This is a genomic window from Streptomyces sp. NPDC048277, assembly GCF_040652235.1.
Classification (GTDB): domain Bacteria; phylum Actinomycetota; class Actinomycetes; order Streptomycetales; family Streptomycetaceae; genus Streptomyces.
In genome coordinates, this window is the sequence record NZ_JBEZLQ010000036.1 from 53,571 (window position 1) to 74,666 (window position 21,096).

Consider the following 21,096-nt stretch of genomic DNA (forward strand, 5'->3'; position numbering starts at 1 on the left):
CACCGCCGGGGGAAGCAGCCCCGGGCCTCACGCCCGGCGGACCAGGTCCCTGGCGATCACGTTGCGCTGGATCTCGTTCGTTCCCTCGCCGATCTCCAGGATCTTCGCGTCGGCGTAGAAGCGGGAGATCTCCGACTCGCGCATGTACCCGTAGCCGCCGTGGATCTGTACCGCCTGGGAGGCGGCGCGGTTGGCGACCTCGGAGGCGTACAGCTTCGCCATCGCCGACTCCGTGGCGTGCGGGCGGCCCTGGTCGGCGAGCCAGGCGGCGCGGTAGACCATCCACCGGGCGGCCTCGAACTCCGTGCCGATGTCGGCGATCTTGTGCGCCACGGCCTGGAAGGCGGCGAGGGGGCGCCCGAACTGCTCACGTTCCTTGGCGTGCTGGATCGCGAGCGCGAGCGCCGCCTTCGCCAGCGACATGCTGAGCGCGGCCACGCTGATCCGGCCCTTGTCCAGTACGGAGAGGAACTGGCGCAGTCCGCCGCCCTCCTCGCCGATCAGGTGGTCGTCCGGCACGAAGCAGTCGGTGAAGACGAGTTCGCGGGTGTCCATCGCGTGCCAGCCGAGCTTCTTCAGCTTGCGGCCCACGGTGTAACCGGGCGTGTCCGTCGGCACGTAGAACGTCGCGAACTGCTTGCGGCCCTCGTCGTCCCGTCCGGTCACCGCCAGCAGGGTCACACCCTGGCTGATGTCGGTACCGGCGTTGGTGATGAACATCTTGGTGCCGTTGATCACCCAGCCCCCGTCCGCCCGGCGGGCGGTGGTGGCGATGCCGGCCGCGTCGGAGCCGGCGCCGGGCTCGGTCAGGCCGAAGGCGCCGAGGGCCTCGCCCCGTGCGAGCGGCGCCAGCCAGCGGTGCTTCTGCTCCTCGGTGCCGTAGGCGAGCAGCGGCAGGGTGGCGATCGTGGAGTGCGCGTTCCAGGTGGAGGCGACGGACTGGTCGGCCGCGCCCAGTTCCTCCATCACCGCCACGTAGGACACCATGTCGGAGCCGGCGCCGCCGTACTCCTCGGGCACGAGCATGCCCATCAGGCCGAGTTCGCCGAGCTTGGTGAAGATGTGGGTGGGGAACTGTTCGTTCTCCGACCACCCGGCCGCGTGCGGCGTGATCTCGCGAGCGGCGAACTCGCGGACCATCTGCTGCAGCGCCTGCGTCTCTTCAGGCAGGTCGAAATCCATGTCACAGTCCCTTCGGAGTCAGCAGAACCTTGAGATGAGAGGCCCGGTCCCCGGCCAGGTCCGCGAAGACCCCGGCGCCCTCGTCCAGCGCATACCGCCCGGTCAGCAGCGCCGAGGCGTCCAGGCGCCCGGTGCTCATCAGGTCGATGACCCGGGGGATGTCGAAGTTGTAGCCGAGGGTGCCGAGCACGGACCGCTCGTAGAACACGAGTTGCCCCATGTCGATCTCGACGCTGCCGTGGCCGACGCCGGCGAGGACGACCCGGCCGCCGCGCCGGACGGTGGCGACCGCCTGGGCCGCGAGCGAGGCCACCCCGGTCGCGTCGATCACCACGTCGGGGCCGATGCGTCCGGTGCGCAGGAACACCTCGCGCCGTACGTCCGTCTCGCGCGGGTCGAAGGCCTCGGTCACACCGAGGTCCAGGAGCTTCTCCCTGCGCCCCTTCAGCGGTTCGCTCACATAGAGGCCCGCGGCTCCGGCGAGGCGGGCCGCGAGCACGACGGCGAAGCCGATCGGGCCGCCGCCGACCACCAGGACGTTGTCGCCGGGGCGGACGCCCGCCCGGGTCACCGCGTGCAGGCCGACCGCGAGGGGTTCCGCGAGTGCGGCCATCTCGTCGGTGACGTTGTCGGGCAGGCGGGTCAGCCCGGCCAGGGGCACGGTGACGCGGTCGGCGAACCCGCCCGGGGAGGCGAGTCCGACGGAGCCGCTCTTCGGGCAGATGTGGTACTCGCCGCGCACGCACCAGTAGCAGGTGCCGCAGCGCCAGACCGGGTCGGCGGTCACCCGGTCGCCGATCGCGATCCCGGGTACTTCGCCGCCCAGGGCGAGCACGGTTCCGCTGAACTCGTGGCCGAGGGCCAGCGGCGGCTCGGCTCCGGTCAGCGGATGCGGACCGGTGCGGATCATGTGCGGGCCTTCGAGGAACTCGTGCAGGTCGGTGCCGCACACTCCGCACCAGGAGACCTCGACGACCGCCTCGTGCGGCTTCGGCGGCGGCGGGTCGGAGACCTCCTCCAGCCGCAGGTCCCCCGCACCGTGCCAGCGCAGTGCCTTCATGCCTCCCCCTCCTCCTTCGTGTCGTCGTGGTGCGCGTCGCCACCGAACTTCGCCTTGCCCGGCCCGTGTTCGATGAAGGACCGGAGTCCGGTGGCCGCGTCCGCCGTGCCGAAGACGCCCGTGAACAGGGACCGCTCCAGCGCGAGGCCGGTGGACACCGCGGTGTCGGCGCCGTGGTCCACGGCCTCCTTGATCGCCTCCAGGGCGGCGGCCGGGCCCTCGGCGAGGGTGCGCGCATAGGCGAGCGCGGCCGCGAGCACCTGGTCGGCCGGGACGACCTCGTCCACGAGGCCGATCCGCAGCGCCTCCTCCGCCCTGACGTTGCGGCCGGTCATCAGCAGGTTCTTGCTCCGGGCGGGCCCGACCAGCCGGGTCAGCCGCTGGGTGCCGCCGGAGCCCGGGATGATGCCGAGCCGTACCTCGGGCTGTCCGAGGACCGCGTCCTCGGCCGCCACCCGGTAGTCGGCGCAGAGTGCCAGCTCCAGGCCGCCGCCGAGCGCGTATCCGGTGATCCCCGCCACCACCGGCATCGGCAGCCGGGCGACCTCGTCGAACGTCCGCTGCAGGGCGCGGTTCCAGCCGCGTATCTCCTCGGGCCCCATCGCGGCCAGGGCCTTGATGTCGGCGCCGGCCGCGAACAGCCGCTCCCCGCCGTGGAGCACCACGGCCCGTACGTCACGGGAGTCCGCCAGGTCACGCGCGGCGGACGCGAGCTCCTGGCGCTGCACGGAGTCGAAGGCGTTCAGCGGCGGATTGGCCAGCCGCAGCACCACGACCGGCCCATGGGTCTCCAGACGGATACGTGACACGGAAAACCCCCTTCTCGGCGGAAACCGCCCCGCACGACGGTTGTAGGTGGCAGCGGAGCGTCGTAAAGTGCCGCTACCTGTTTTATAGACCAATGGGTACACGAAAACTTTGCAGCGGGCAACCGACCGGTCGGAATATTGCTGGTCACCGAACAAGAGAGTCGCCGGTGGACAATTTCGCGAGCATCCTCGACTACCACTCGGCCCAACGGCCCGAGTCCCTGGCCGTCGTACAGGACGAGCGGCACCTGACGGTGCGCGAACTGCACAGAAGGGTCAATGAGCTGGCGGCAGGCCTGACCGCGCTCGGCGTGGGCCGGGGCGACATCGTCGGCCTGCTGCTCTACAACCGGCCGGAGTTCCTGGAGCTGGTGTACGCCGTCAACCGGATCGGCGCGGTCTTCCTGCCGCTGAACTACCGGCTGTCGGAGGACGAGTGGCAGTACATCCTGGACCACTCCCGGGCCAAGGTGATCGTCACCGAGCCGGAGTTCGTCCCGGCGGTGGACCGGATCGCCACCGTGCTGACCGGCCTGGACCACCGCGTCCAGGTCGAGGAGAGTCCCGCCGCCGCAGGCTGGACCGGCTACGAGGACCTGCTGGGCGCGCACCGGGGCGCCGTGGTGGCACCCGTGGACGTGGAGCCGGGCGACCTGCAGCGGCTGATGTACACCTCGGGCACCACCTCGCGCCCCAAGGGCGTGTGCATCACCTACGGGAACCTGCAGGCGAAGAACCTCGCGCACATCGTCCACTTCGGGCTGACCGCCGCGGACACCACGCTGGTGTGCGGCCCGCTCTACCACGTGGGCGGCCTGGACATGCCGGCGCTCGGTGTCCTGTACGCGGGCGGAAAGGTCGTCCTCCAGCGGAAGTTCGACGCCGAGGGTGTCCTCAGGGCGATCCAGGAGCAGCGCGTCACCAACCTGTGGCTCGCCCCCGCCATGGTCAACTCCGTACTGGAGGTGCCCGGCCGGGAGTCGTACGACACCGCCTCGGTCCGCTTCGTGCTGGGCGGCGGGGAGAAGACCCCGGAGCCCGTGCTCCGGCGGGTCATGACCGCGTTCCCCAACGCCTGGTTCGCCGACGCCTACGGGCTCACCGAGACCGTCTCCGGCGACACCTTCCTCGACCGCGAGCACTGTCTGTCGAAACTGGGCTCGGTCGGCCGTCCGGTGCCGCACACCAGGGTCCGGATCGTCGACGACAACGGCCACGAGGCGCCCGCCGGCGAGCTCGGCGAGATCACCCTGCGCGGTCCGAAGGTCTTCGCGGGATACTGGCGTGACGAGAAGGCCACCGCGGCGGCACTGAGGGACGGCTGGTTCCACACGGGCGACATCGGCCATGTCGACGAGGACGGCTTCCTCTACATCGACGACCGCAAGAAGGACATGATCGTCTCCGGCGGCGAGAACATCGCCACGCCCGAGGTGGAACGCGTGCTGTACGAGCATCCGGCCGTGCTGGAGGCCGCCGTGGTCGGCCTCGCCCACCCCCGCTGGGGGGAGGTGCCGCGCGCCTTCGTCGTCTTCCGTCCCGGTACGAAGGCGGAGGCGGAGGAGCTGAGGGAGTTCTGCCAGGCACGGCTGGCCAAGTTCAAGGTGCCCGCCCGCTTCGACGTCGTCGGCGAGCTCCCGCGCACCCCCTCCGGGAAGGTGCTCAAGCGCAACCTGCGCGACCTGCCGACGGAGGGCCAGGCATGAGCGACGTGACGAACGACCTGCGTCTCGACGGAAAGACGGTCTGGGTGACCGGCGCCGGAAAGGGGCTCGGCCGGGCCATGGCCGTGGCCCTCTCCCAGGCCGGAGCCACCCTGGCCGTGACGGCACGCACGGCCGACGACCTGGAACGGCTGGCCGCCGAACTCGCCGGCCACGGGGGCAAGGTACTGGTGCTGCCCGGCTCCGTGGCCGACTCGGACGCCGTACGGGCCGCGGTCGGCCGGATCACCGAGTGGACGGGCCGCCTGGACGCGGTGGTCAACTGCGCCGGTGTCAGCCCGCACTTCACCCGGAGCGAGCGGGTCACGGACGAGGCCTGGCAGCAGGTCCTCGACATCAATCTGGCGGGCACCTTCTACTGCTGCCGCGAGGCCGGCAAGGTCATGCTGGAGCAGGGCTCGGGCTCGATCGTCAACGTCTCGTCCGTGCACGCCGGAGCGGGCTTCGAGCGGATCGCCGCGTACGCCGCCAGCAAGGGCGGGGTCGAGGCGCTCACCAAGTCCCTTGCGGTCGAGTGGGCGGACCGCGGGGTCCGGGTCAACGCCCTCGCGCCCGGCTACTTCCGCACCGACCTCAGCTCGGGCCTGCTGGACAGCCGCTGGGGTGAGCGCATCGTGGGCGGCACCCCGATGGGCCGGGTCGGCGAGGCCGAGGAACTGGGCGGCGCGGCGGTGTTCCTCGCCTCCGACGCCTCCCGGTACATGACCGGGACCACGGTCACCGTGGACGGCGGCTGGACGGCCTGGTAGCGGACGAGGAGCCCGCGGAACAACCGCATACGCATGGCTGAGGGGCGGTCGGTGAACCGTCCCTCAGCCATGCCCGCGCAAAGAAGTCACTGGTCACCGGGACGGGCAGGGCTCCTACCCGGGTTTCCCGCCGGTTGGGACGCTTTTTCCCGGCCAGCCGATTTTTCTTGACCAACCGATTGATTGTACCGACCGTTGGGTCTACTTTACCGGCAGCCCCCTCGCACCGGGCCACCCGCGCAACCGTTCCCGCGTCCCAGCGCTCCGACGACATCCCGCCCGGCCGGCTCATCGGCCGGCCCGGGCGTCGAAGCCCCGCCGACACGAGCCGCAGTACGACGTCGGCCCCTCCCCCGGCAGGACTCCGTGCAAGCCCGCCGGTCCGCCTGATCCACGAAACGCCAGGCCGTGCCCCCGCCGTGCCCTTTCCGGGCCCGCGGCCACGCGCAACGACCTCCGCTCACCCTCGGAAGGCCTCCCATGTCCCAGACACAGACCACGCCACCCCAGACCCCGGAGAGATCCCGCTCCGCCACCCGGAACGGGCTCATCGTGGCCGCCCTGCTGTGGGCCGTTCAGCTGGTGTCGCTCGTCGCCGCCCTGTCCGGCACCACCCAGGCGGCGATCGCGATCCACTTCCAGACCACCCAGATCGCCTGGTTCACGCTGATGTCCCTGCTGACGGGCACGTTCTTCCTGCCCTTCGTGGTCAAGGGGGCGGCCCTGTTCGGCAAGCGGCGCGCACTGCTCGTCGCCACCGGACTGGGCTTCGTCGGGGACCTGGTGGCCGCCATGGCCACCGACTACCGCACCCTGCTCATCGGGCGCGGCATCGCCGGCATCTACATCGCGGCGACCCCGCTCGGCTACGCCATCACGCGTGACGTCTTCCCGCGCCGGTGGGTCGGGCTCGCCAACGGCATCATGGCGGGCGGTGTGGGTCTGGTCGCCTTCGGCGGGCCGTTCCTGTCCGGCTGGCTGCTCGACAACCACGGCTTCCGCGGTGTCCTGTGGTTCATGGCCATCAGCACGGCCGTGAGCTTCGTCCTGGTGGCCCTCCTCGTCCCGGAGAGCCCGGTCCGCGAACGCGGCGGCCGGATGGACTGGGCCGGCGGCATCCTCCTCGGCGGCGGGGTCACCCTCCTCATCTACGGCGTGGGCGAGGGCTCGGACTGGGGCTGGGGCAGCGGCAGGTTCATCGGCTTCATGGTCGGTGCCGTGGTCGTGCTCGCCGCGTTCCTGCTCGTCGAACGCCGGGTCGCCGAGCCGCTGTTCCCGCTGGCCATGACGCGGCGCCGGCCGGTGTGGACCGCCCTGCTGGCCACCGCGATCGCGGCCGGTGCGCTCAACGCGGTCGGCGTGGTGATCCAGTTGCTGGTGCTGATGCCGAAGATCCCCCATGTCTCCGACGGGCTGGGCTGGTCCGGTACCCACAACGCCATCGTCACCAGCCCGATCAGCGCCATGATCATCGTGGGTGCGGTCGGTACCGGCTCCCTGGCGCGCCGCATGGACAGCCGGATCCTGCTGGCCCTCGGTGTCGCCCTGGCCGTCATCGGCTACGGCATCGGCACGCAGTACCACTCGACCGCCGGCCAGATCATCTCCTGGGGTGTGGTCGCGGGGCTCGGGACCGGTGTGGTCGTCGCGGTCGTGCCCATCATGGTCATCGAGGTGGTCAGCCCCGAGGAGCAGGCGCTGGCCAACGGCGCCCAGAACCTGGTGCTGGGCGTGGCCCAGATCATCGTCTCCCAGCTGGCCTACGTGGTGATGGCCCAGCACGGCATGGTCCTCAAGGGAACCCAGTTCTACCTCGACAAGGGCTTCACCAACGGCATCTGGCTGGTCATCGGATGCTGCACGCTGGGCGGTCTGCTCGTCGCCCTCGTCCCGAAGGCCGAACGCCTCGACGACGCGGAGATCGGTCAGACGGCCTGACCCCCGAACCGCGCTCCCGTACCGTGCGCGGCGGTACGGGAGCGCGGTCGTGCATGCCGACCGAGCGACGGCGATACGGACAGCGGCCGCGGACCGGAACCCGCTGACGGCGATGCGGGAGCCCGTCGCAGATCCCGTCCCGCTCAGTGGGCGGTCGGTGTCCGGTGGGTCGTGGTGGCGATCACACTTCTTGCCCGTAGGCAGGGGTGCCGGAATCGGTTCGGCTCCCCTGTGCGGGAGGACGCCGCCGTGGCGTCGGAATCGGGAGGCGGGACAGCGATGGCCGGGTCACTTGCCGACAGGGTCGCGTTCATCACCGGTGCCGCCCGCGGTCAGGGCCGGGCGCACGCCGTGCGGCTGGCACGCGAGGGTGTCGACGTCATCGGGATCGACATCTGCCGGGACATCTCCACCATGGACTATCCCAACGCCTCCCCCGGTGACCTCGCCGAGACCGTCCGGCTGGTCGAGCGGCAGGGCCGCAGAATGGTCGGCCTGCCCGCGGACGTACGCGACTACAAGAGCGTGAAGTCGGCCTTCGACGAGGGCTTCGCCGAGTTCGGGCGGCTGGACTTCATCCTCGCCAACGCGGGCATCGTGCGTTTCACCGCCGAGGAGGACGACGAGTTCGTGCAGATCTGGCAGGACATCGTGGCCACGAACCTGACGGGGGTCTTCCACACGGTCCGGGCCGGCCTCCAGGCCATGATCGACGGTAGCCGCGGGGGCTCGATCGTGATCACGAGTTCCAGCGCCGGGATCAAGGGCACCGGCTCCCCCAACGCGGGCGCCCAGGCCTACACCGCGGCCAAACGCGGCCTCGTCGGCTACATGCAGACCCTCGCGAACGACCTGGCACCGCACATGATCAGGGTGAACACGATCCACCCGACGGGCGTCGTCAGCGGGATGACCCAGAACGAGGCGATCGCGCGCAAGGCCGCGCAGGCCGGCAGCGAGATCGCCCAGATGCAGAACGCCCTGCCCATCGAGATCCTGCAGCCCGAGGACATCGCCAACGCGGTCGCCTGGCTGCTGAGCGACCAGGCGTCCTACGTCACCGGCATCCAGCTTCCTCTGGACGCGGGGTTCTGTGTGCGTTAGGCCTCGGGCGAGGAGGGCAGGGGCTGCCGGCTCAGTAGGCGATCGCGACGTGCAGGGCGCGTTCGCGGTCCCCGGCCGTTTCGATCGCCTCCACGATCCGGTCGAGCGCGAAGGTGTGCGTGATGATCGACGCGAGATCGAAGGTACCGTCGGCCATGATCTTCATGACGTCGAGGACGTCCTCGGGGCGGTAACCACCCGGGCCGATGAGCTCCTGCTCCCCGTAGGCGAGCCGGACCAGGTTCACCGCGACCGGCTTCGGGTGCACCGCCACGGCACCGATCCGGGAACCCGGTTTCGCCATGTTCTGGATGGTGGCCAGCAGTTCGTCGGCGCCGGCCGCTTCGATGTAGATGTCGGCGTCGGGGAAGGTGCCCAGCAGCGTCGTGACCTCACCGAAGACCTCGGCCGCCCGCTTCTGGACGTCGTGGTGCAGGGAGTTGCAGGTCTCGAATCCGAGCCCGGCCGCCTTCCGCAGGCGCAGGTCGGCGAGATCCACCACCAGGACCTGCTCGACGCCGAAGCTCTTCAGGGCCACCGCGGCGCCGATCCCGATCGTGCCGGCACCGAACACGACGGCCTTCTCCCCTCGTCGGGGCCGGCAGCGCCGTACGGCGCGATGAGCCACCGTGAAGGGTTCGATGAGCCCTGCGACGGGTGTCGGGATGCGCCGGTCGACGGTGAAGACCTGTTCTCCCAGCCGACAGTCGGGCACGAGGATGTACTCCGAGAAACCGCCGATGCACCCCGCCTTGCCCGGGTCCCCCTTCGCCAGCAGGGGATACGGGTACACCCGGTCGCCGACGGCCAGTTCGGTCACCTCCGGCCCCACCTCGGCGACCTCGGAGACGACCTCGTGTCCGAACTCCTCCCCCACCAGGATCTGATGCGCTCCCGGACCGTGCCGGTAGACCGCCACGTCGGACCCGCAGATACCGGCGTGCAGATTGCGCAGGAGAACGTCCTTGGGGCCGCAGCTGGGTGTGTCGCGCTCGGTGACGACGACGTCGAAAGCCCCGTTGTAAATGGCGGACTTCATCTCTCGGGTCCCTTTCTCCGGTTCTCTGAGCGCTGGGCCGCCGAGGGGCGGTCCCTAGGACGCCCAGCGCTGCCGGCGGTGGCGCCGCGCCCGTGAAAGCTACTGCCGGTCCCCGGCCGGCCAGCCGTCGTATCCCGCTGTGCGGACGGCTTTCTCGATCGTCCGACATCGGCCTGCTCGCCGCCGAACCCGCCCGGTGCCGACCTGTTCTAGGGGCGGACACCGGCCAGGAGCCGGCGGCTGCCCTCCAGGATCCGGCGGGCGCGGTCCTCCGGTGAGACTCCCAGCCGCTCCAGGCGGCGCAGCGGGACTTCCGCGCTGACGGTCACCTCCGGTGGGAGGAGCGAGAGGATCTCGGTCAGGGGGAACTCTCCGTCCCCGGGAACGGCCCGGTCGTGATTGGCCTCGTCCACGTAGGCCAGGACACCGGCGGACGCGAGAGCGCCGTCGCTCAACTGGCAGTATCCGACCAGACGTCGGTCCATGGCGCCCAGGTCGGCGGGGCCTTCTCCGGCCCGTACGAGATGGAGGGTGTCGACGAGGATCCTGAGGTTCGGCTGGTCGAGTTGCCGGAGCAGGTCCACGGCCGCCGCCAGCGACGGCACATGCGAGAGCGGTGTGAACTCCAGCAGCACGTCGACCTGCGCGGTCCGGGCGATCCCGCAGAACTCCCCCAGCAGGTCGGCCGTCGCACCCGGATCGCGCGGGGCGTTCGGATCGGGCTCGTATGCGCAGGTGTTGGCCAAGGGGGCACGCATGTCCAGGAGGATGTCGAGCCGCCGTCTGAGGATGTCCAGCCCGCCCTCGGTGCCGAGCAGGAACCCGTCTCCCATGGCGACCGGGATGCCGAGGTCGTCCAGCCGTGACACGGTCTCCCGCAGGACACGCCGGTCGTGGGTCTCGGGGTGCCTGACACTCAGGCAGACGCTCGTGGCGTCGCCCGCGGCAGCGGCGGCGACGAACACGGACAGCGGTTCCCGGCGAAGGCTCAGGTGTTCGAGGCCGACCCTCGGGCGGCTCCCGTCGCGCCGGTCGGTGTGGTTCATGATCACATCCCATGACGACGGTCTGCCGGACGGTGGATCATTCGGACGGCTCCGGGAAGGGCGCGGTTCGCCGGTGCTCGCCCTCAGGCGCCGAGCATCTGCAGGCCGCCGTTGACCGCGATCAGCTGGCCCGTCATGAACCGGGCCCCGGTACCGGCCAGGAAGACCATCACCGGCCCCAGATCCGCCTCGGGATCGCCGAGTTCGCCTCGCAGCGGCATGGCCGTCCGCAGGTTCTGCCGCAACGCGGCGGCGCCCTCCTCGCCCAGGTGCTCCCACAGCCGGTCGGCACCCGCGGTCTGCACGGCCGGTGCCAGGGCGTTCACCGTGATCCCGTACCTCCCCCACGCCGAGGCCACGGAACGGGTCCACGCGTGGACGCCGGCCTTCGCCATCGCGTAGTGCGGGGCGAGAGGGTTCCCCCGCACTCCCTCGCCGGACCCGAGATTGATGATCTGCCCACCGCTGTGCCGCATCCTCTCGAACGCGGCCTGGTTGGTGAGGACCGTGCTCCGCAGGTTGGCGTCGAGGACCGTGTCGAGTTCGCCGTCGGTCAGCGACTCCGGCGTGCCCGGCCGCCATGTCCCCGCGGCGTTGAGCAGCACGTCCAGACCGCCCAGGATCGCGGCGGCCCGGTCGAAGGCCGCGTCGACCGAACCACGGGAACGTGCGTCGCAGACGACCCAGTCGCAGCGCGCCTTGAGCTCGTCCGGCGGCGGCGTCGAGTGGAACAGCCCGACGACACGCGCCCCCGCGTCGAGGAACACGGACACCGCCGCCGCCCCGATCCCGCCGGCCGCGCCGGTCACCAGCACACGGCGTCCGGCGAGGGGCCGGTCCATGGAATCCGTCGCTTCGGTCACGCGCTCTCCTTCGCCGTGGCGTCGACGGTGCGCAGGCCGAACCGGCGGCCGCCTCCGCACCCGTGTGCACGAATACGTCAATTGAATGCACTCATTCAACCGAGTCATCGGCACTGCGACAGATTCCGTTCCGCTCAGCGGACACACCGGCCGGGGACGAGAGGGCGGCGATCACACTGCTGCACAGATCGGCGCGGCACCGCGCCGGGCGGCGCACGGGCCATCCGTACGTCGATCACCCCAAGGAGGGACCATGTCCGAGGACCTCGCGGGAAAGGTGGCCTTCATCACCGGGGTCGCCCGTGGTCAGGGGCGGGCCCACGCCGTGCGGCTGGCGCGCGAGGGGTGCGACGTCATCGGGGTGGACATCTGCGCGGACATCCCCACGATGACGTACCCGAACGCGTCCGAGGACGATCTCGCCGAAACCGTCCGTCTGGTCGAGCGGGAGAACCGCCGCATCGTCGCGCGCACCTGCGACGTGCGTGACTTCGCCGCCCTCCAGGGGGCGTTCGACGAGGGGTACGCGGAGTTCGGCCGGCTGGACATCATCATCGCGAACGCCGGGATCATCCGGATCGGTGACGAGTCCGACGACATCCTCGCGGACTGGAACGACGTCATCGACGTCAATCTCACCGGAGTCTTCCACACGGTGCGCGTCGCGCTCCCCGCGCTGCGGGCCGGCGGCCGCGGCGGATCGATCGTGATCACGAGTTCGTCGGCCGGTCTCAAGGGCACCCCGTCGCTGAACACCAGCGGCATGGCGTACACCGCCGCGAAGCGGGGGCTCGTCGGTCTGATGCAGAACCTCGCGGGCGCCCTCGCCCCGGAGTGGATCCGGGTCAACACGATCCATCCCACCGGGGTGCTCAGCGGCATGACCCAGAACGCGGCCATGGACAAGCTCATGGCCCAGGCCGCCGCCGGAGAGCACAACCTCGTCTCCGGCATGCAGAACGCCCTGCCCATCGAAATCCTGCAGCCCGAGGACGTGGCCGACGCGGTGGCCTACCTCGTCTCCGAGCAGGCGCGTTTCATCACCGGCGTCCAGTGGCCGCTGGACGCCGGTTTCAGCATCCGCTGAGACGACCTACGACCTTGAGGATTCCCGCATGGAGACCCCGGCCTACTTCTACGGCTTCCCGGACTTCGCCATCGAACGTACAGCGAGCGGTGTCCTGACGCTTCGGCTGCACAGCGGCGGCGAGCCGGCCGCGCTGAGCGTACGGCTGCACCGCGACTTCCCCCGTGTCCTCCGGGAGATCGCCGACGACCGGGACAACCGGGTCCTGGTGCTCACGGGCACCGGCGACCGCTTCATGACCGAGATGGACATGCGGGGCGATCGCCAGGCGTTCAAGCCGCTCCACTGGGACGAGATCTACTGGGAGGGCCGCCAGGTGCTGCGCGCCCTGGTCGATCTCCCGATGCCGGTCGTCGCGGCGATCAACGGTCCGGCCACCATCCATTCGGAGTGGGTCCTGCTCGGCGACATCACGATCGCCTCGGACACCGCGTACTTCCAGGACTTCCCCCACCTCGCGGGCGAGGTCGTACCGGGCGACGGCGTCCACGTCGTGTGGGAGGAACTCCTCGGCATCAACCGGGCGCGGTACGCGGCCCTCACCCAGCAGGTGTTCCAGGCCGACGAGGCGCTCCGGCTCGGCATGGTCAACGAGGTCGTCCCGTCCGCCGACGTGCTCCCCCGGGCCCTGGCGCTCGCCGAGCAGCTCGCGTCGAAGCCTCCGCTCCTGCTGCGTCTCACGCCTCTGGCGCTGCGCCAGCGACTCGCGCGGCGGCTGGACGAGGGCACGACGCTGGGCCTGGCCCTGGAGGGCCTGACCATGGCCGACAAGCCCTACCAGCCGCCCGTCTGAGCACCGGCGGACGGCCCACGGCCCGCACCGATGTGCCGGGTCCGGGTTCCGTCCCGCCGTCATGGCCGGCTTCGCCCCACGCCCATGGTGGAGCCGGCTACACCCCCGATCGGGGAGTGCGCGTCCTCGTTCCGGTGAGCCCGGCCCGGGATCGTTGAGATCAGCGGATCACAGCGGTCCACGTGCTCGTCCGGAAGGGAACCACCATGACATCGACGCTCGCGTCAGAGCCGGAGACGTCGCGTCGGAGCCGGCGGACGGGGACCGAGGCGGCGACGGCACACCGGTCTCCGGCCGCGCCCGGGCCGCTCGCCTCCTTCGTCCGGTTCGTGGTGTGCGGCGGAGGCGTCGGTCTCGCCTGCGGCCCGGCGGTCACGCTGCTCGCCCGGTCGATGCCCTGGACCCTGGCGAACCTGCTGATAACAGTCGCCTCCACCGTCCTGTGCACGGAACTGCACGCACGCTTCACCTTCGGGACCGGGCGTCGTGCCGGTCTGCGCCAGCACTGGCAGTCCGCCGGGTCGGCCACCGCCGCCTACGCGGTGACCTCCGCGGCCGTGCTCGTACTCCACACGGTGCAGCCGTCCGCCGGGGTGATGCGGGAGCAGGCCGTGTACCTCTCGGCCTCCGCGCTCGCCGGGATCGGACGGTTCCTCGTGCTGCGCCTGTTCGTCTTCGCCGGCCGGAAGCGCGCCGCCGGGGCCCTGCGGAAGCCTGCTCGGGCCGGCAAGTCCGGTACCGGGTTCCCGGTGTTCGCCCTTGGCGGCGCGGCCGGTTCGGGCGATCTTCCCTCGGGTTCGGCGGCACTCGGCGCGGCGTGAACCACGTGCGGTCATGCGAAGGGCCCGACGCACACCGGTGTGCGTCGGGCCCTTCGCACGCCGCCGTGCGCGGCGGCCGGGACGGCGGGCCGTCACTCGTCCCGCACGGCGGCCCACAGGCCGCCGTCGACGACGATGTCGGCGCCGCTGACGAAGCTCGCCCCGTCCGACAGCAGGAACGCGGCGACGGCGGCGGCCTCCTCGCACCGGCCGGTGCGGCCCAGCGGCGTGCGCTCGATGAGCTCTCGCACCGATGCGTGCCGCGCCGCCTCCATCCGCGTCTCGGGCGTGTCGAGGGCGCCGGGCGACAGGGAGCAGACGCGGGCGCCCACCGGCCCGAGCCGCACCGCCTCGGCGCGGACGAGGCGGTGCACACCGTACGTGGCCCAGGGATAGACCCAGGCGGGGTCCTCGACGGCCGGGCCGATCGCGTCCCGGATCCGGGTGAGGAAGTCGCCCTCCAGCGGGGTGTCCAGGACGGCCGCGACCTGCGGATCGGGGTCGAGGTGGGCGATCAGCGGGGACACCGAGGACAGGTACACGAAGGCGGTGCCGGCGGTGGCCAGGGGGCGCAGCGCGTCGGCGAGCAGCGCACCGGAGACGTAGTCGACCGCGAGGATCCGGCGCCAGTCGCCGTCCTCGGGCGGAACGTGCTCGGCGTGCACGACGGCCCGCAGGGTGCCGAGCGCCTCGACGCGCCCGGCGAGCCGCGCGAGGTCGCCCCGGTCGGTGACATCCGCCCCGAACGCCTCGACCACGGTGTCCGCGTGGCTCCCGGACAGGTCCTTCGCCACCGCGGCCGCGGCCGCTTCGCTGCGGTCGGTGAGCAGCAGTACGTCCACCATGTCCACCAGGCGTCTCGCGCATGCCTCGCCCGTCCCGCTCCCGGCACCGGTCGCGATCCCCACTGTGGTCATGCGCCACTCCTCACCAGAGACACTCGTCAAAGAATCCACAGGACCCACAGGACCCACAGGACCCACAGGACCCACAGGACGAGTGTCTCGCGAGTGGCCTCGGCGGACCGCCATCACGTCGCGCACGGGTTCGTCACGACGTGCAGACGTTCTTCAGCCCGTCGGCCGCCGCGTCGATCTCGCTGGAGTCCGGGTTGGTGTCGCCGTCGAGGATCGCGCGGTTGTAGTCCCTGATCGCCTTGTTGAGGCGGTCCACGGCCTTGTCGACCTTGCCGTCGTCCGACTTGTCGTTGATCTTGTCGAGGTTCTTCTCGATCGTGTCGATGGACTCCTGGGTCCGTGAGGGGTCCTTCGCCGCGTCCGCACCGGCCTTGTTGATGGCCGTGATGCTGTCGGCGATCGTGTCGGCGTTGGAGATGCAGTCGAACGAATCGGTGGGGTCGCAGCCGGTGGCAAGCCCGGCGGTCAGCGCGACGGCGGCGACGGCGGTGGCGACGGCGGTGCTGCGTCGACGGCGGTTGACGGCCATGGGACAGTCCCTTCCTGAGGTCTGGTCTCTGCCGACAACGATCCCGTCGCACCCCCTTCCGCCACGAGGGAGCGCGCTACCCGAGCCGGGGTGTAGCCCGCTACACCCCGGCACGCCCAACTGCCCCCGGGTGGAACGCGGAACGCCGGTCCCGCCCTGGTGGGCGGAACCGGCGGACGGTGCGGGTGGCGGGTGCCCGGTTACCAGGTGACCGGCAGCTCGGGGACTCCGAAGGCGAGCGCGTCGGCCGGGCGGAAGGCCAGTTGGTCGCGGTCGACCGCGAGGCGCAGCGTGGGGATACGGCGGTAGAGGGTGCCGTAGACCACCTGCAGTTCGATACGGGCGAGTTGCTGGCCGAGGCACTGGTGGATGCCCCAGCCGAAGGCGTGGTGGTGGCGGGAGTCGCGGGTGAGGTCGAGCTTCTCCGGCTCGGGGAACGCCTGCGGGTCCCAGTTGCCGGCGGGCAGCGGTACGACGATGCCGTCGCCGTCCTTGATCTGGACGCCCTCGAACTCGAAGTCCTCGGCGGCTATGCGCCGTTGGCCGAACATCGCGATGGTCAGGTAGCGCAGGATCTCCTCGACCGCGGGCGCGGCGTCCTTGGTGTCCTCGATCTCGCGCATCCGCGCCAGTTGTTCGGGATGCTCCAGCAGCAGGGCGGTGCCCAGCGTGATCATGCTGGCGCTGGTCTCGTGACCGGCGATCAGCAGGATCATGCACAGCAGGGTGGCTTCGGGGAGGGTGATGTCACCGTCCTTGATGCGCGCGGCGAAGTCCGAGAGGACGTCGTCGGCGGGTTCTTCCATCTTCTGCTGCAGCAGCCGGGCGAGGTAGCCGCCCAGCGCCTCGTTGGCCCGCCGGTCGTCCTCCCCGGTCTTGTCGCTCCGGGTGGCGACGGAGGCGTGCTCCTGGAAGAACTCGTGGTCCTCGTACGGCACTCCGAGCAGCGCGCAGATCATCAGCGAGGGCAGCGGCAGCGACAGGGCGGTGACCAGGTCGGCCGGCTTGGGGCCGGCCAGCATCTTGTCGATGAGGTCGTCGGTGAACCTCTGGATCTCCGGTCGCAGCGCCTCCATCCGGGGCCGGGTGAAGGGGCGCGTCATCATCCGGCGGATCCGGGTGTGGTCGGCGCCGTCGGCGTTGAAGATGGTCAGCGGATGGTGGTGGGCGTTCTCGGCCATGGCCCGGTTGGGGTACGGGAATCCCGCCCGCTTGTCGTCCGAACTCACCCGGGGGTCGGACAGGATGGCGCGCTGGGCGGCATGGCCGGTGACGAGCCAGGGGGTGCTGCCGTCCCAGATCCGGCCCCGGGAGACGGTAGCCGTCTCGTTCAGGGCACGCAGACCGGGCGGCGGGGCGAAGGGACACTTGGCGTCGCGGTCGTCCTGGTAGTAGTAGACCTGCTCGTCGGGGGCGAGCGGGGCCTCTGCCTCAGGCATGGGTTCTCCTACGGTGGTGGGGGGGGAGGGCTGGCTCGGGGCGCGCTATTCCTCGATGCGGATGGCGAGCGCGGGGCACACCGCGGCCGCGTTGCGGACCTCGTCCGCCAGTTCCGCGGGCGGGTTCTCGATCAGGAGGACGACGATGCCGTCGTCCTCCCGCTGGTCGAACACGTCCGCGGCGGCGGCCACGCACTGTCCGGCCGCGACACACTTCTCCTCGTCGACGACGACCTTCATGGGCTCTCTCCAGCTCGTTCAGCGGGTCGGGGCGGGGGCGCGAAGCCGCCGGTTTCTCTCGGCTCAGACGAGGTAGCGCCCGCCGTTGGTGCCGAGGGTCTGGCCGGTCACGTAACCGGCCTCCTCCGAGGCGAGGTAGGCCACCGCGTAGGCGACGTCCTCCGGCTGGCCGGCCCGCTTCATCGGCATGGTGACCGCGACGGCGTCGATGTCGACGGGGCCCTCGCGCACCAGCGGGGTGTCGATGAAGCCGGGCGGGACGTGGTTGACGGTGATGCCCTTGTCGGCGTACTCGATCGCCAGCGCCCGGGTCAGCCCGATGACCCCGCCTTTGGAGGCCGCGTAGTGGGCCATCGCGGGAGCCCCGGTCTGCGCGGACGACGACGAGATGTTCACGATCCGCCCCCAGCCCGCCGCCAGCATGTCCGGCACCAGCTCCTTCGTCACCAGGAACGGGCCCTTCAGATTGACCCCGATCATCCGGTCCCAGGCGTCCTCACCGAGGTCGGTGAACGGCACGTACCCGGTGATCCCGGCGTTGTTGACGAGAATCGCCACCGGGCCGAGTTCCTCGCGGGTGCGGGCCGCCGAGGCGGCGACGGCCGTGGCGTCGGCCGCGTCTCCGGCCACGGCGATCGCCGTGCCGCCCGCCTCCTGGATCTCGGCGACGGTCTTCTCGGCGCCTTCGGCATTCAGGTCCCAGACGGCGACAGCGGCTCCGCGGGCGGCGAGGACGGTCGCGACCGCCCGTCCGATTCCACGGGCACCGCCGGTGACGACCGCGACCTTTCCTTCCAGTGACATACGTGCTCCTAGTTCGCCTGGTGCGTTCGCCCGGTGCGGACGCCGCCCGGAATCACTGCTCGCCCAGTGCCTCGCGCGCCGCGGTCCGGGCTCCCACCGCGGCCGGGAAACCGGCGTAGCCCGCGGAGTGGTAGAGGACCTCGGCGATCTCGTCCCTGGTCAGACCGTTGGTGAGGGCGATCCGGACATGGGTCCGCAGCTCCGTCTCGGCCCGCAGTGCGATCAGCAGGCCCAGCGTGACCAGGCTGCGGTCCCTCGGGCTGAGCCCCTCGCGGCCCCACAGGGCGCCCCAGACGCTGGTGAGACCGATGTCCACGAGTTCCTCGCCGATACGGCCGTCGCGCAGGTCGACGTCCCCCTCCGGGAAGACCCCGGGCAACGCCGCGCGCATCGCCTTCCAGCCGGCGGCTCGGGGATCGTCGGGGGCCCCGGACACCGCTTCGACAGGCTCCTGGACGTCCTTGGGTGTCATTCGCGACTCCTCTGACACGGCTCTGTGTGGTTCGCCTGAGCGAAAGTTAATTCAAGCGGTCGGTACAATCAATGCTTTGACCGATCCGGTGGATCCCCGACTCGCGCCGGGGATCCGGGGTCCGGGCTACTTGAACGTCGTGACCCGCTTGCGGAACTTCCATACGTCGCCCTCGCGGACCAGCGTGTCCTCGTAGCTCCCGACGAGCTGTACGGCCCAGCCCTGCTCGCCGCGCGCGAAGAACACCAGGTTGCTGCTGGCGGTCACCTCGTCGCCGGGCGGCGAGGTGAGCAGGGTGTTGCCGACGAGGTGCAGCTGGGGGGCCTGCGGAGTGAACGCCCCGAAGGCCTTGCGGATGGCCTCCCGGCCCTCGAAGGTGCCCTGGCCGACGATCTCGGCGACACCGTCCTCGGTGAAGAGGTCGGGAATGGCCTCGGTGGCCCCCGCGTCGATGGCGTGGGCATAGGCGGCGATGGCGGCCTGCACACCGGCCAGGGCGGCTTCGGCGGAAATGGTCATCGGTCTTCTCTCCCAAGACAGTTCAGAGGACGGAGTGATCCGGGGCGGGCGGCTGCGCCCGGGCGCAGGCTCACACGCCGACGCCACGGCCGAGCCTTGCCGACCACGGCCCGGAATCCATATTTCGACCACTGAGTCTATTGATACACCAGACGCAAAGGGAGGGGGTATTCGCCATCACTGGCCTTGTTGACCGATCGGTACAAATCCCCTAGCATGCCGACGGCCTGCCATCGGTCCGTCCGCCGTCCCCGCCTGTTCGAACCCGGCGTTCCCCGGCTGCGCCCCCTCACCTGTTCGACGCGGGCCGCGCTGGCCTGTTTCAATCACCTTCAAACAACACATCGTCACGTCGAGCGGGGAGAGAGCCGATGCCACGACCGCCGGGCCACGGACCGGGCTTCGAGGTCAGACGCCAGAAGATCATCGACATCGCGGCGTCACTGTTCGCGCAGCAGGGGTACGCGGCGACCTCGATCAACGACCTGGGACGTGCGGTCGGGCTCGCCAAGGGCGCGCTGTACTACTACATCGGGTCCAAGGAGAACCTGCTGGTCGAGATCCAGTCCCGGGTGATGGGCCCGCTGCTCGCCCGCGCCCGCCAGATCGCGGAACTCGACGCCGGCCCCCTGCTCCGGCTGCGCCTGCTGTCGGAGTCGCTGCTGACGATCATCTTCCGCAGGCTCGACCACATCTGGGTCTACGAGCACGACTACCGCTCCCTGAGCGGCGAGGAGCTCGAGACCCTGCTGGGACAGCGCTCCGACTTCGAGGAGGTGGTCTCGGGACTGCTCTCGGAGGCCATGGAGCAGCATGTCTTCCGTACGATGTCACCGCGGCTGGCGACCCTGCAGTTCCTCAACCTGCACAACCACACGTACCAGTGGGTGAACCCGGAGGGGCAGTGGGACGCGGCGTTCCTCTCCCGGGAGTACTGCACGACCCTGTTCAGCGGATTCGGCGCGCCGGACCACGCGCTGCCGAAGATCGAGGAGCAGGCCGAGGCGTTCAAGCGGGACCACCCGGGCCTGTCGCTCGACCCCGAGACGGAGTGGGAGCAGGTCCCCACCGCGGGCTGACGCCGGGCGGGCCGGGACCTCACCCCACGAGACTCGGCAGGTCCCGGCGGTCCGGTCGCTGGGCCGGGAGGAGTTCCTCGGAGACGGCACGCACCGTGTTGACCACCAGCGGGGCCACGAGTTCCAGCGCGGAGCTGCCGTCCCCGACGACCGATATCGCGCCGAGGGGCCCCTCGGGCCCGCGCAGGGCCAGGCCGACGCAGCCGAGGTCGGGAAAGCACTCCCCCCGGTCGATGGCCAGCCCGTTGCGGCGGCGCACCAGGGCGAGTTCGCGGTGCAGTTGGTCGAGACGGCCGATGCTGTGCGGGGTACGGCGCTCCATCACCTGCGTGTACCGCGCGTCGATCTCCTCCGGGGACAGCCAGGCGAGCATGGCCTTGCCGAGCCCGGTGCAGTGCGCGACCGCCCGGCCGCCGACCTGGGACGGTATGTCCACCGCGGCCCGGCCGCCCACCTTGTCGAGGTAGTAGATCTCCGGTCCGTCGAGCACGGCGAGATGGACCACCATCCTGGTGCGCACGGCCAGATCGAGGAGATGCGGTGCGGCGGCGGCCCGCAGTGCGCTGTGACCGATCTCCCGGCCGCCCAGTCCGAGCGCCCGGGTGCCGAGCGTGTATCCGGCCGCCGTGTGGCGCAGCCAGTCCAGGCGGACCAGTTGGTCGAGTATCCGGTGCGTCGTCGAGCGGGGCAGCTGGGTCCGACGGGAGACCGCTTCGAGCGTCAGCCGGGTCTGCGGACGTTCGAAGAGATCCATGATCAGCGTCACGCGCTCCATCATCGACGGAGGCAGCGCATGACCGTCGGCCTCGGTTGCATGCGAGCCCAGGCGAAGGGCAGACGTCATCGTCGGTGCCTCTCTGCTCAAACTGAAATCAATTCTAG

22 protein-coding genes are annotated in these 21,096 nt (G+C 70.7%); 8 read left to right on the forward strand and 14 right to left on the reverse strand.

Going from position 1 to position 21,096, the window contains the following annotated elements:
* Nucleotides 1-27 precede the first annotated feature (27 nt).
* Genes AB0D85_RS46590 through AB0D85_RS46600 form a run of 3 tightly spaced genes read right to left on the reverse strand, consistent with a single transcriptional unit; the run spans nucleotide 28 to nucleotide 3,051 of the window.
* Nucleotides 28-1,182, reverse strand: a complete 1,155-nt coding sequence (locus AB0D85_RS46590; RefSeq protein WP_362335703.1) for an acyl-CoA dehydrogenase family protein — start codon at nucleotides 1,180-1,182, stop codon at nucleotides 28-30.
* Nucleotide 1,183: 1 nt separating this feature from the next.
* Entirely contained in the window at nucleotides 1,184-2,242 is a 1,059-nt protein-coding gene (locus tag AB0D85_RS46595) for an alcohol dehydrogenase catalytic domain-containing protein (RefSeq protein WP_362335706.1), read from the reverse strand.
* The gene (locus tag AB0D85_RS46600; RefSeq protein WP_362335709.1) at nucleotides 2,239-3,051 is read right to left on the reverse strand and encodes an enoyl-CoA hydratase-related protein; all 813 of its coding nucleotides are present in this window, start codon (nucleotides 3,049-3,051) and stop codon (nucleotides 2,239-2,241) included. Before AB0D85_RS46600 ends, AB0D85_RS46595 begins: the two co-directional genes overlap by 4 nt.
* A gap of 167 nt (nucleotides 3,052-3,218) precedes the next feature.
* Here AB0D85_RS46600 and AB0D85_RS46605 point away from each other — a divergent pair, with 167 nt between their 5' ends.
* The 4 genes from AB0D85_RS46605 to AB0D85_RS46620 all read left to right on the forward strand — a co-directional run bounded on the left by AB0D85_RS46605 (nucleotide 3,219) and on the right by AB0D85_RS46620 (nucleotide 8,566).
* Nucleotides 3,219-4,757, forward strand: a complete 1,539-nt coding sequence (locus AB0D85_RS46605; protein WP_362335712.1) for a long-chain fatty acid--CoA ligase — start codon at nucleotides 3,219-3,221, stop codon at nucleotides 4,755-4,757.
* Nucleotides 4,754-5,524: an SDR family oxidoreductase gene (locus AB0D85_RS46610; protein WP_362335715.1), complete on the forward strand. Its 771-nt coding sequence runs from the start codon at nucleotides 4,754-4,756 to the stop codon at nucleotides 5,522-5,524. The genes AB0D85_RS46605 and AB0D85_RS46610 overlap by 4 nt, the downstream gene beginning before the upstream one ends.
* 480 nt (nucleotides 5,525-6,004) lie before the next feature.
* Entirely contained in the window at nucleotides 6,005-7,462 is a 1,458-nt protein-coding gene (locus AB0D85_RS46615) for an MFS transporter (protein WP_362335718.1), read from the forward strand.
* A gap of 279 nt (nucleotides 7,463-7,741) precedes the next feature.
* Nucleotides 7,742-8,566, forward strand: coding sequence for a mycofactocin-coupled SDR family oxidoreductase (locus tag AB0D85_RS46620; protein ID WP_362335721.1), 825 nt, complete (start codon nucleotides 7,742-7,744; stop codon nucleotides 8,564-8,566).
* A 31-nt stretch (nucleotides 8,567-8,597) separates the two neighbouring features.
* On the opposite strand, the gene AB0D85_RS46625 is transcribed toward AB0D85_RS46620, so the two are convergent.
* The 3 genes from AB0D85_RS46625 to AB0D85_RS46635 all read right to left on the reverse strand — a co-directional run bounded on the left by AB0D85_RS46625 (nucleotide 8,598) and on the right by AB0D85_RS46635 (nucleotide 11,514).
* Entirely contained in the window at nucleotides 8,598-9,605 is a 1,008-nt protein-coding gene (locus AB0D85_RS46625; protein WP_362335724.1) for an alcohol dehydrogenase catalytic domain-containing protein, read from the reverse strand.
* Nucleotides 9,606-9,814: 209 nt separating this feature from the next.
* Nucleotides 9,815-10,651, reverse strand: a complete 837-nt coding sequence (locus AB0D85_RS46630) for a sugar phosphate isomerase/epimerase (RefSeq protein WP_362335727.1) — start codon at nucleotides 10,649-10,651, stop codon at nucleotides 9,815-9,817.
* A gap of 83 nt (nucleotides 10,652-10,734) precedes the next feature.
* Entirely contained in the window at nucleotides 10,735-11,514 is a 780-nt protein-coding gene (locus AB0D85_RS46635) for an SDR family oxidoreductase (RefSeq protein WP_362335730.1), read from the reverse strand.
* A 253-nt stretch (nucleotides 11,515-11,767) separates the two neighbouring features.
* On the opposite strand from AB0D85_RS46635, the gene AB0D85_RS46640 reads away from it, so the two are divergent.
* The 3 genes from AB0D85_RS46640 (at nucleotide 11,768) to AB0D85_RS46650 (ending at nucleotide 14,215) form a co-directional block, all read left to right on the forward strand.
* A complete protein-coding gene (locus AB0D85_RS46640) occupies nucleotides 11,768-12,601 on the forward strand; it encodes a mycofactocin-coupled SDR family oxidoreductase (RefSeq protein WP_362335733.1) in 834 nt (277 codons plus the stop codon).
* Between the two features lie 28 nt (nucleotides 12,602-12,629).
* The gene (locus AB0D85_RS46645) at nucleotides 12,630-13,394 is read left to right on the forward strand and encodes an enoyl-CoA hydratase/isomerase family protein (RefSeq protein WP_362335736.1); all 765 of its coding nucleotides are present in this window, start codon (nucleotides 12,630-12,632) and stop codon (nucleotides 13,392-13,394) included.
* A 206-nt stretch (nucleotides 13,395-13,600) separates the two neighbouring features.
* The gene (locus AB0D85_RS46650; RefSeq protein ID WP_362335739.1) at nucleotides 13,601-14,215 is read left to right on the forward strand and encodes a hypothetical protein; all 615 of its coding nucleotides are present in this window, start codon (nucleotides 13,601-13,603) and stop codon (nucleotides 14,213-14,215) included.
* Nucleotides 14,216-14,307: 92 nt separating this feature from the next.
* Here AB0D85_RS46650 and AB0D85_RS46655 read toward each other — a convergent pair whose 3' ends face one another.
* The 7 genes from AB0D85_RS46655 to AB0D85_RS46685 all read right to left on the reverse strand — a co-directional run bounded on the left by AB0D85_RS46655 (nucleotide 14,308) and on the right by AB0D85_RS46685 (nucleotide 19,135).
* Nucleotides 14,308-15,132, reverse strand: a complete 825-nt coding sequence (locus AB0D85_RS46655) for an SDR family oxidoreductase (RefSeq protein WP_362335742.1) — start codon at nucleotides 15,130-15,132, stop codon at nucleotides 14,308-14,310.
* A gap of 133 nt (nucleotides 15,133-15,265) precedes the next feature.
* Nucleotides 15,266-15,661: a hypothetical protein gene (locus tag AB0D85_RS46660; RefSeq protein ID WP_362335745.1), complete on the reverse strand. Its 396-nt coding sequence runs from the start codon at nucleotides 15,659-15,661 to the stop codon at nucleotides 15,266-15,268.
* A gap of 200 nt (nucleotides 15,662-15,861) precedes the next feature.
* A complete protein-coding gene (locus AB0D85_RS46665; protein ID WP_362335748.1) occupies nucleotides 15,862-17,100 on the reverse strand; it encodes a cytochrome P450 in 1,239 nt (412 codons plus the stop codon).
* 45 nt (nucleotides 17,101-17,145) lie between these two features.
* Entirely contained in the window at nucleotides 17,146-17,340 is a 195-nt protein-coding gene (locus AB0D85_RS46670) for a ferredoxin (RefSeq protein WP_362335751.1), read from the reverse strand.
* Nucleotides 17,341-17,403: 63 nt separating this feature from the next.
* Entirely contained in the window at nucleotides 17,404-18,144 is a 741-nt protein-coding gene (locus AB0D85_RS46675; protein ID WP_362335754.1) for an SDR family NAD(P)-dependent oxidoreductase, read from the reverse strand.
* Between the two features lie 52 nt (nucleotides 18,145-18,196).
* Nucleotides 18,197-18,616: a carboxymuconolactone decarboxylase family protein gene (locus AB0D85_RS46680; protein ID WP_362335758.1), complete on the reverse strand. Its 420-nt coding sequence runs from the start codon at nucleotides 18,614-18,616 to the stop codon at nucleotides 18,197-18,199.
* Between the two features lie 126 nt (nucleotides 18,617-18,742).
* Nucleotides 18,743-19,135 carry a nuclear transport factor 2 family protein gene (locus AB0D85_RS46685; protein WP_362335761.1) on the reverse strand — a complete coding sequence of 131 codons (393 nt, stop codon included), beginning with the start codon at nucleotides 19,133-19,135 and terminating at the stop codon, nucleotides 18,743-18,745.
* 371 nt (nucleotides 19,136-19,506) lie between these two features.
* Here AB0D85_RS46685 and AB0D85_RS46690 point away from each other — a divergent pair, with 371 nt between their 5' ends.
* Nucleotides 19,507-20,214 carry a TetR/AcrR family transcriptional regulator gene (locus tag AB0D85_RS46690; protein ID WP_362335764.1) on the forward strand — a complete coding sequence of 236 codons (708 nt, stop codon included), beginning with the start codon at nucleotides 19,507-19,509 and terminating at the stop codon, nucleotides 20,212-20,214.
* Between the two features lie 19 nt (nucleotides 20,215-20,233).
* Here the strand turns inward: AB0D85_RS46690 and AB0D85_RS46695 are convergent, their stop codons facing one another.
* The gene (locus AB0D85_RS46695; RefSeq protein ID WP_362335863.1) at nucleotides 20,234-20,989 is read right to left on the reverse strand and encodes an IclR family transcriptional regulator; all 756 of its coding nucleotides are present in this window, start codon (nucleotides 20,987-20,989) and stop codon (nucleotides 20,234-20,236) included.
* Nucleotides 20,990-21,096 lie beyond the last annotated feature (107 nt).

Bases quoted from the DNA above. Each gene is read 5' to 3' on its own strand.
- AB0D85_RS46665 (WP_362335748.1), bottom strand. From the start codon at position 17,100: ATGCCTGAGGCAGAGGCCCCGCTCGCCCCCGACGAGCAGGTCTACTAC.
- AB0D85_RS46680 (WP_362335758.1), bottom strand. From the start codon at position 18,616: ATGACACCCAAGGACGTCCAGGAGCCTGTCGAAGCGGTGTCCGGGGCC.
- AB0D85_RS46660 (WP_362335745.1), bottom strand. From the start codon at position 15,661: ATGGCCGTCAACCGCCGTCGACGCAGCACCGCCGTCGCCACCGCCGTC.
- AB0D85_RS46690 (WP_362335764.1), top strand. From the start codon at position 19,507: ATGCCACGACCGCCGGGCCACGGACCGGGCTTCGAGGTCAGACGCCAG.
- AB0D85_RS46655 (WP_362335742.1), bottom strand. From the start codon at position 15,132: ATGACCACAGTGGGGATCGCGACCGGTGCCGGGAGCGGGACGGGCGAG.
- AB0D85_RS46590 (WP_362335703.1), bottom strand. From the start codon at position 1,182: ATGGATTTCGACCTGCCTGAAGAGACGCAGGCGCTGCAGCAGATGGTC.
- AB0D85_RS46675 (WP_362335754.1), bottom strand. From the start codon at position 18,144: ATGTCACTGGAAGGAAAGGTCGCGGTCGTCACCGGCGGTGCCCGTGGA.
- AB0D85_RS46695 (WP_362335863.1), bottom strand. From the start codon at position 20,989: ATGGAGCGCGTGACGCTGATCATGGATCTCTTCGAACGTCCGCAGACC.
- AB0D85_RS46645 (WP_362335736.1), top strand. From the start codon at position 12,630: ATGGAGACCCCGGCCTACTTCTACGGCTTCCCGGACTTCGCCATCGAA.
- AB0D85_RS46595 (WP_362335706.1), bottom strand. From the start codon at position 2,242: ATGAAGGCACTGCGCTGGCACGGTGCGGGGGACCTGCGGCTGGAGGAG.
- AB0D85_RS46630 (WP_362335727.1), bottom strand. From the start codon at position 10,651: ATGAACCACACCGACCGGCGCGACGGGAGCCGCCCGAGGGTCGGCCTC.
- AB0D85_RS46685 (WP_362335761.1), bottom strand. From the start codon at position 19,135: ATGACCATTTCCGCCGAAGCCGCCCTGGCCGGTGTGCAGGCCGCCATC.
- AB0D85_RS46650 (WP_362335739.1), top strand. From the start codon at position 13,601: ATGACATCGACGCTCGCGTCAGAGCCGGAGACGTCGCGTCGGAGCCGG.
- AB0D85_RS46670 (WP_362335751.1), bottom strand. From the start codon at position 17,340: ATGAAGGTCGTCGTCGACGAGGAGAAGTGTGTCGCGGCCGGACAGTGC.
- AB0D85_RS46625 (WP_362335724.1), bottom strand. From the start codon at position 9,605: ATGAAGTCCGCCATTTACAACGGGGCTTTCGACGTCGTCGTCACCGAG.
- AB0D85_RS46640 (WP_362335733.1), top strand. From the start codon at position 11,768: ATGTCCGAGGACCTCGCGGGAAAGGTGGCCTTCATCACCGGGGTCGCC.
- AB0D85_RS46620 (WP_362335721.1), top strand. From the start codon at position 7,742: ATGGCCGGGTCACTTGCCGACAGGGTCGCGTTCATCACCGGTGCCGCC.
- AB0D85_RS46610 (WP_362335715.1), top strand. From the start codon at position 4,754: ATGAGCGACGTGACGAACGACCTGCGTCTCGACGGAAAGACGGTCTGG.
- AB0D85_RS46615 (WP_362335718.1), top strand. From the start codon at position 6,005: ATGTCCCAGACACAGACCACGCCACCCCAGACCCCGGAGAGATCCCGC.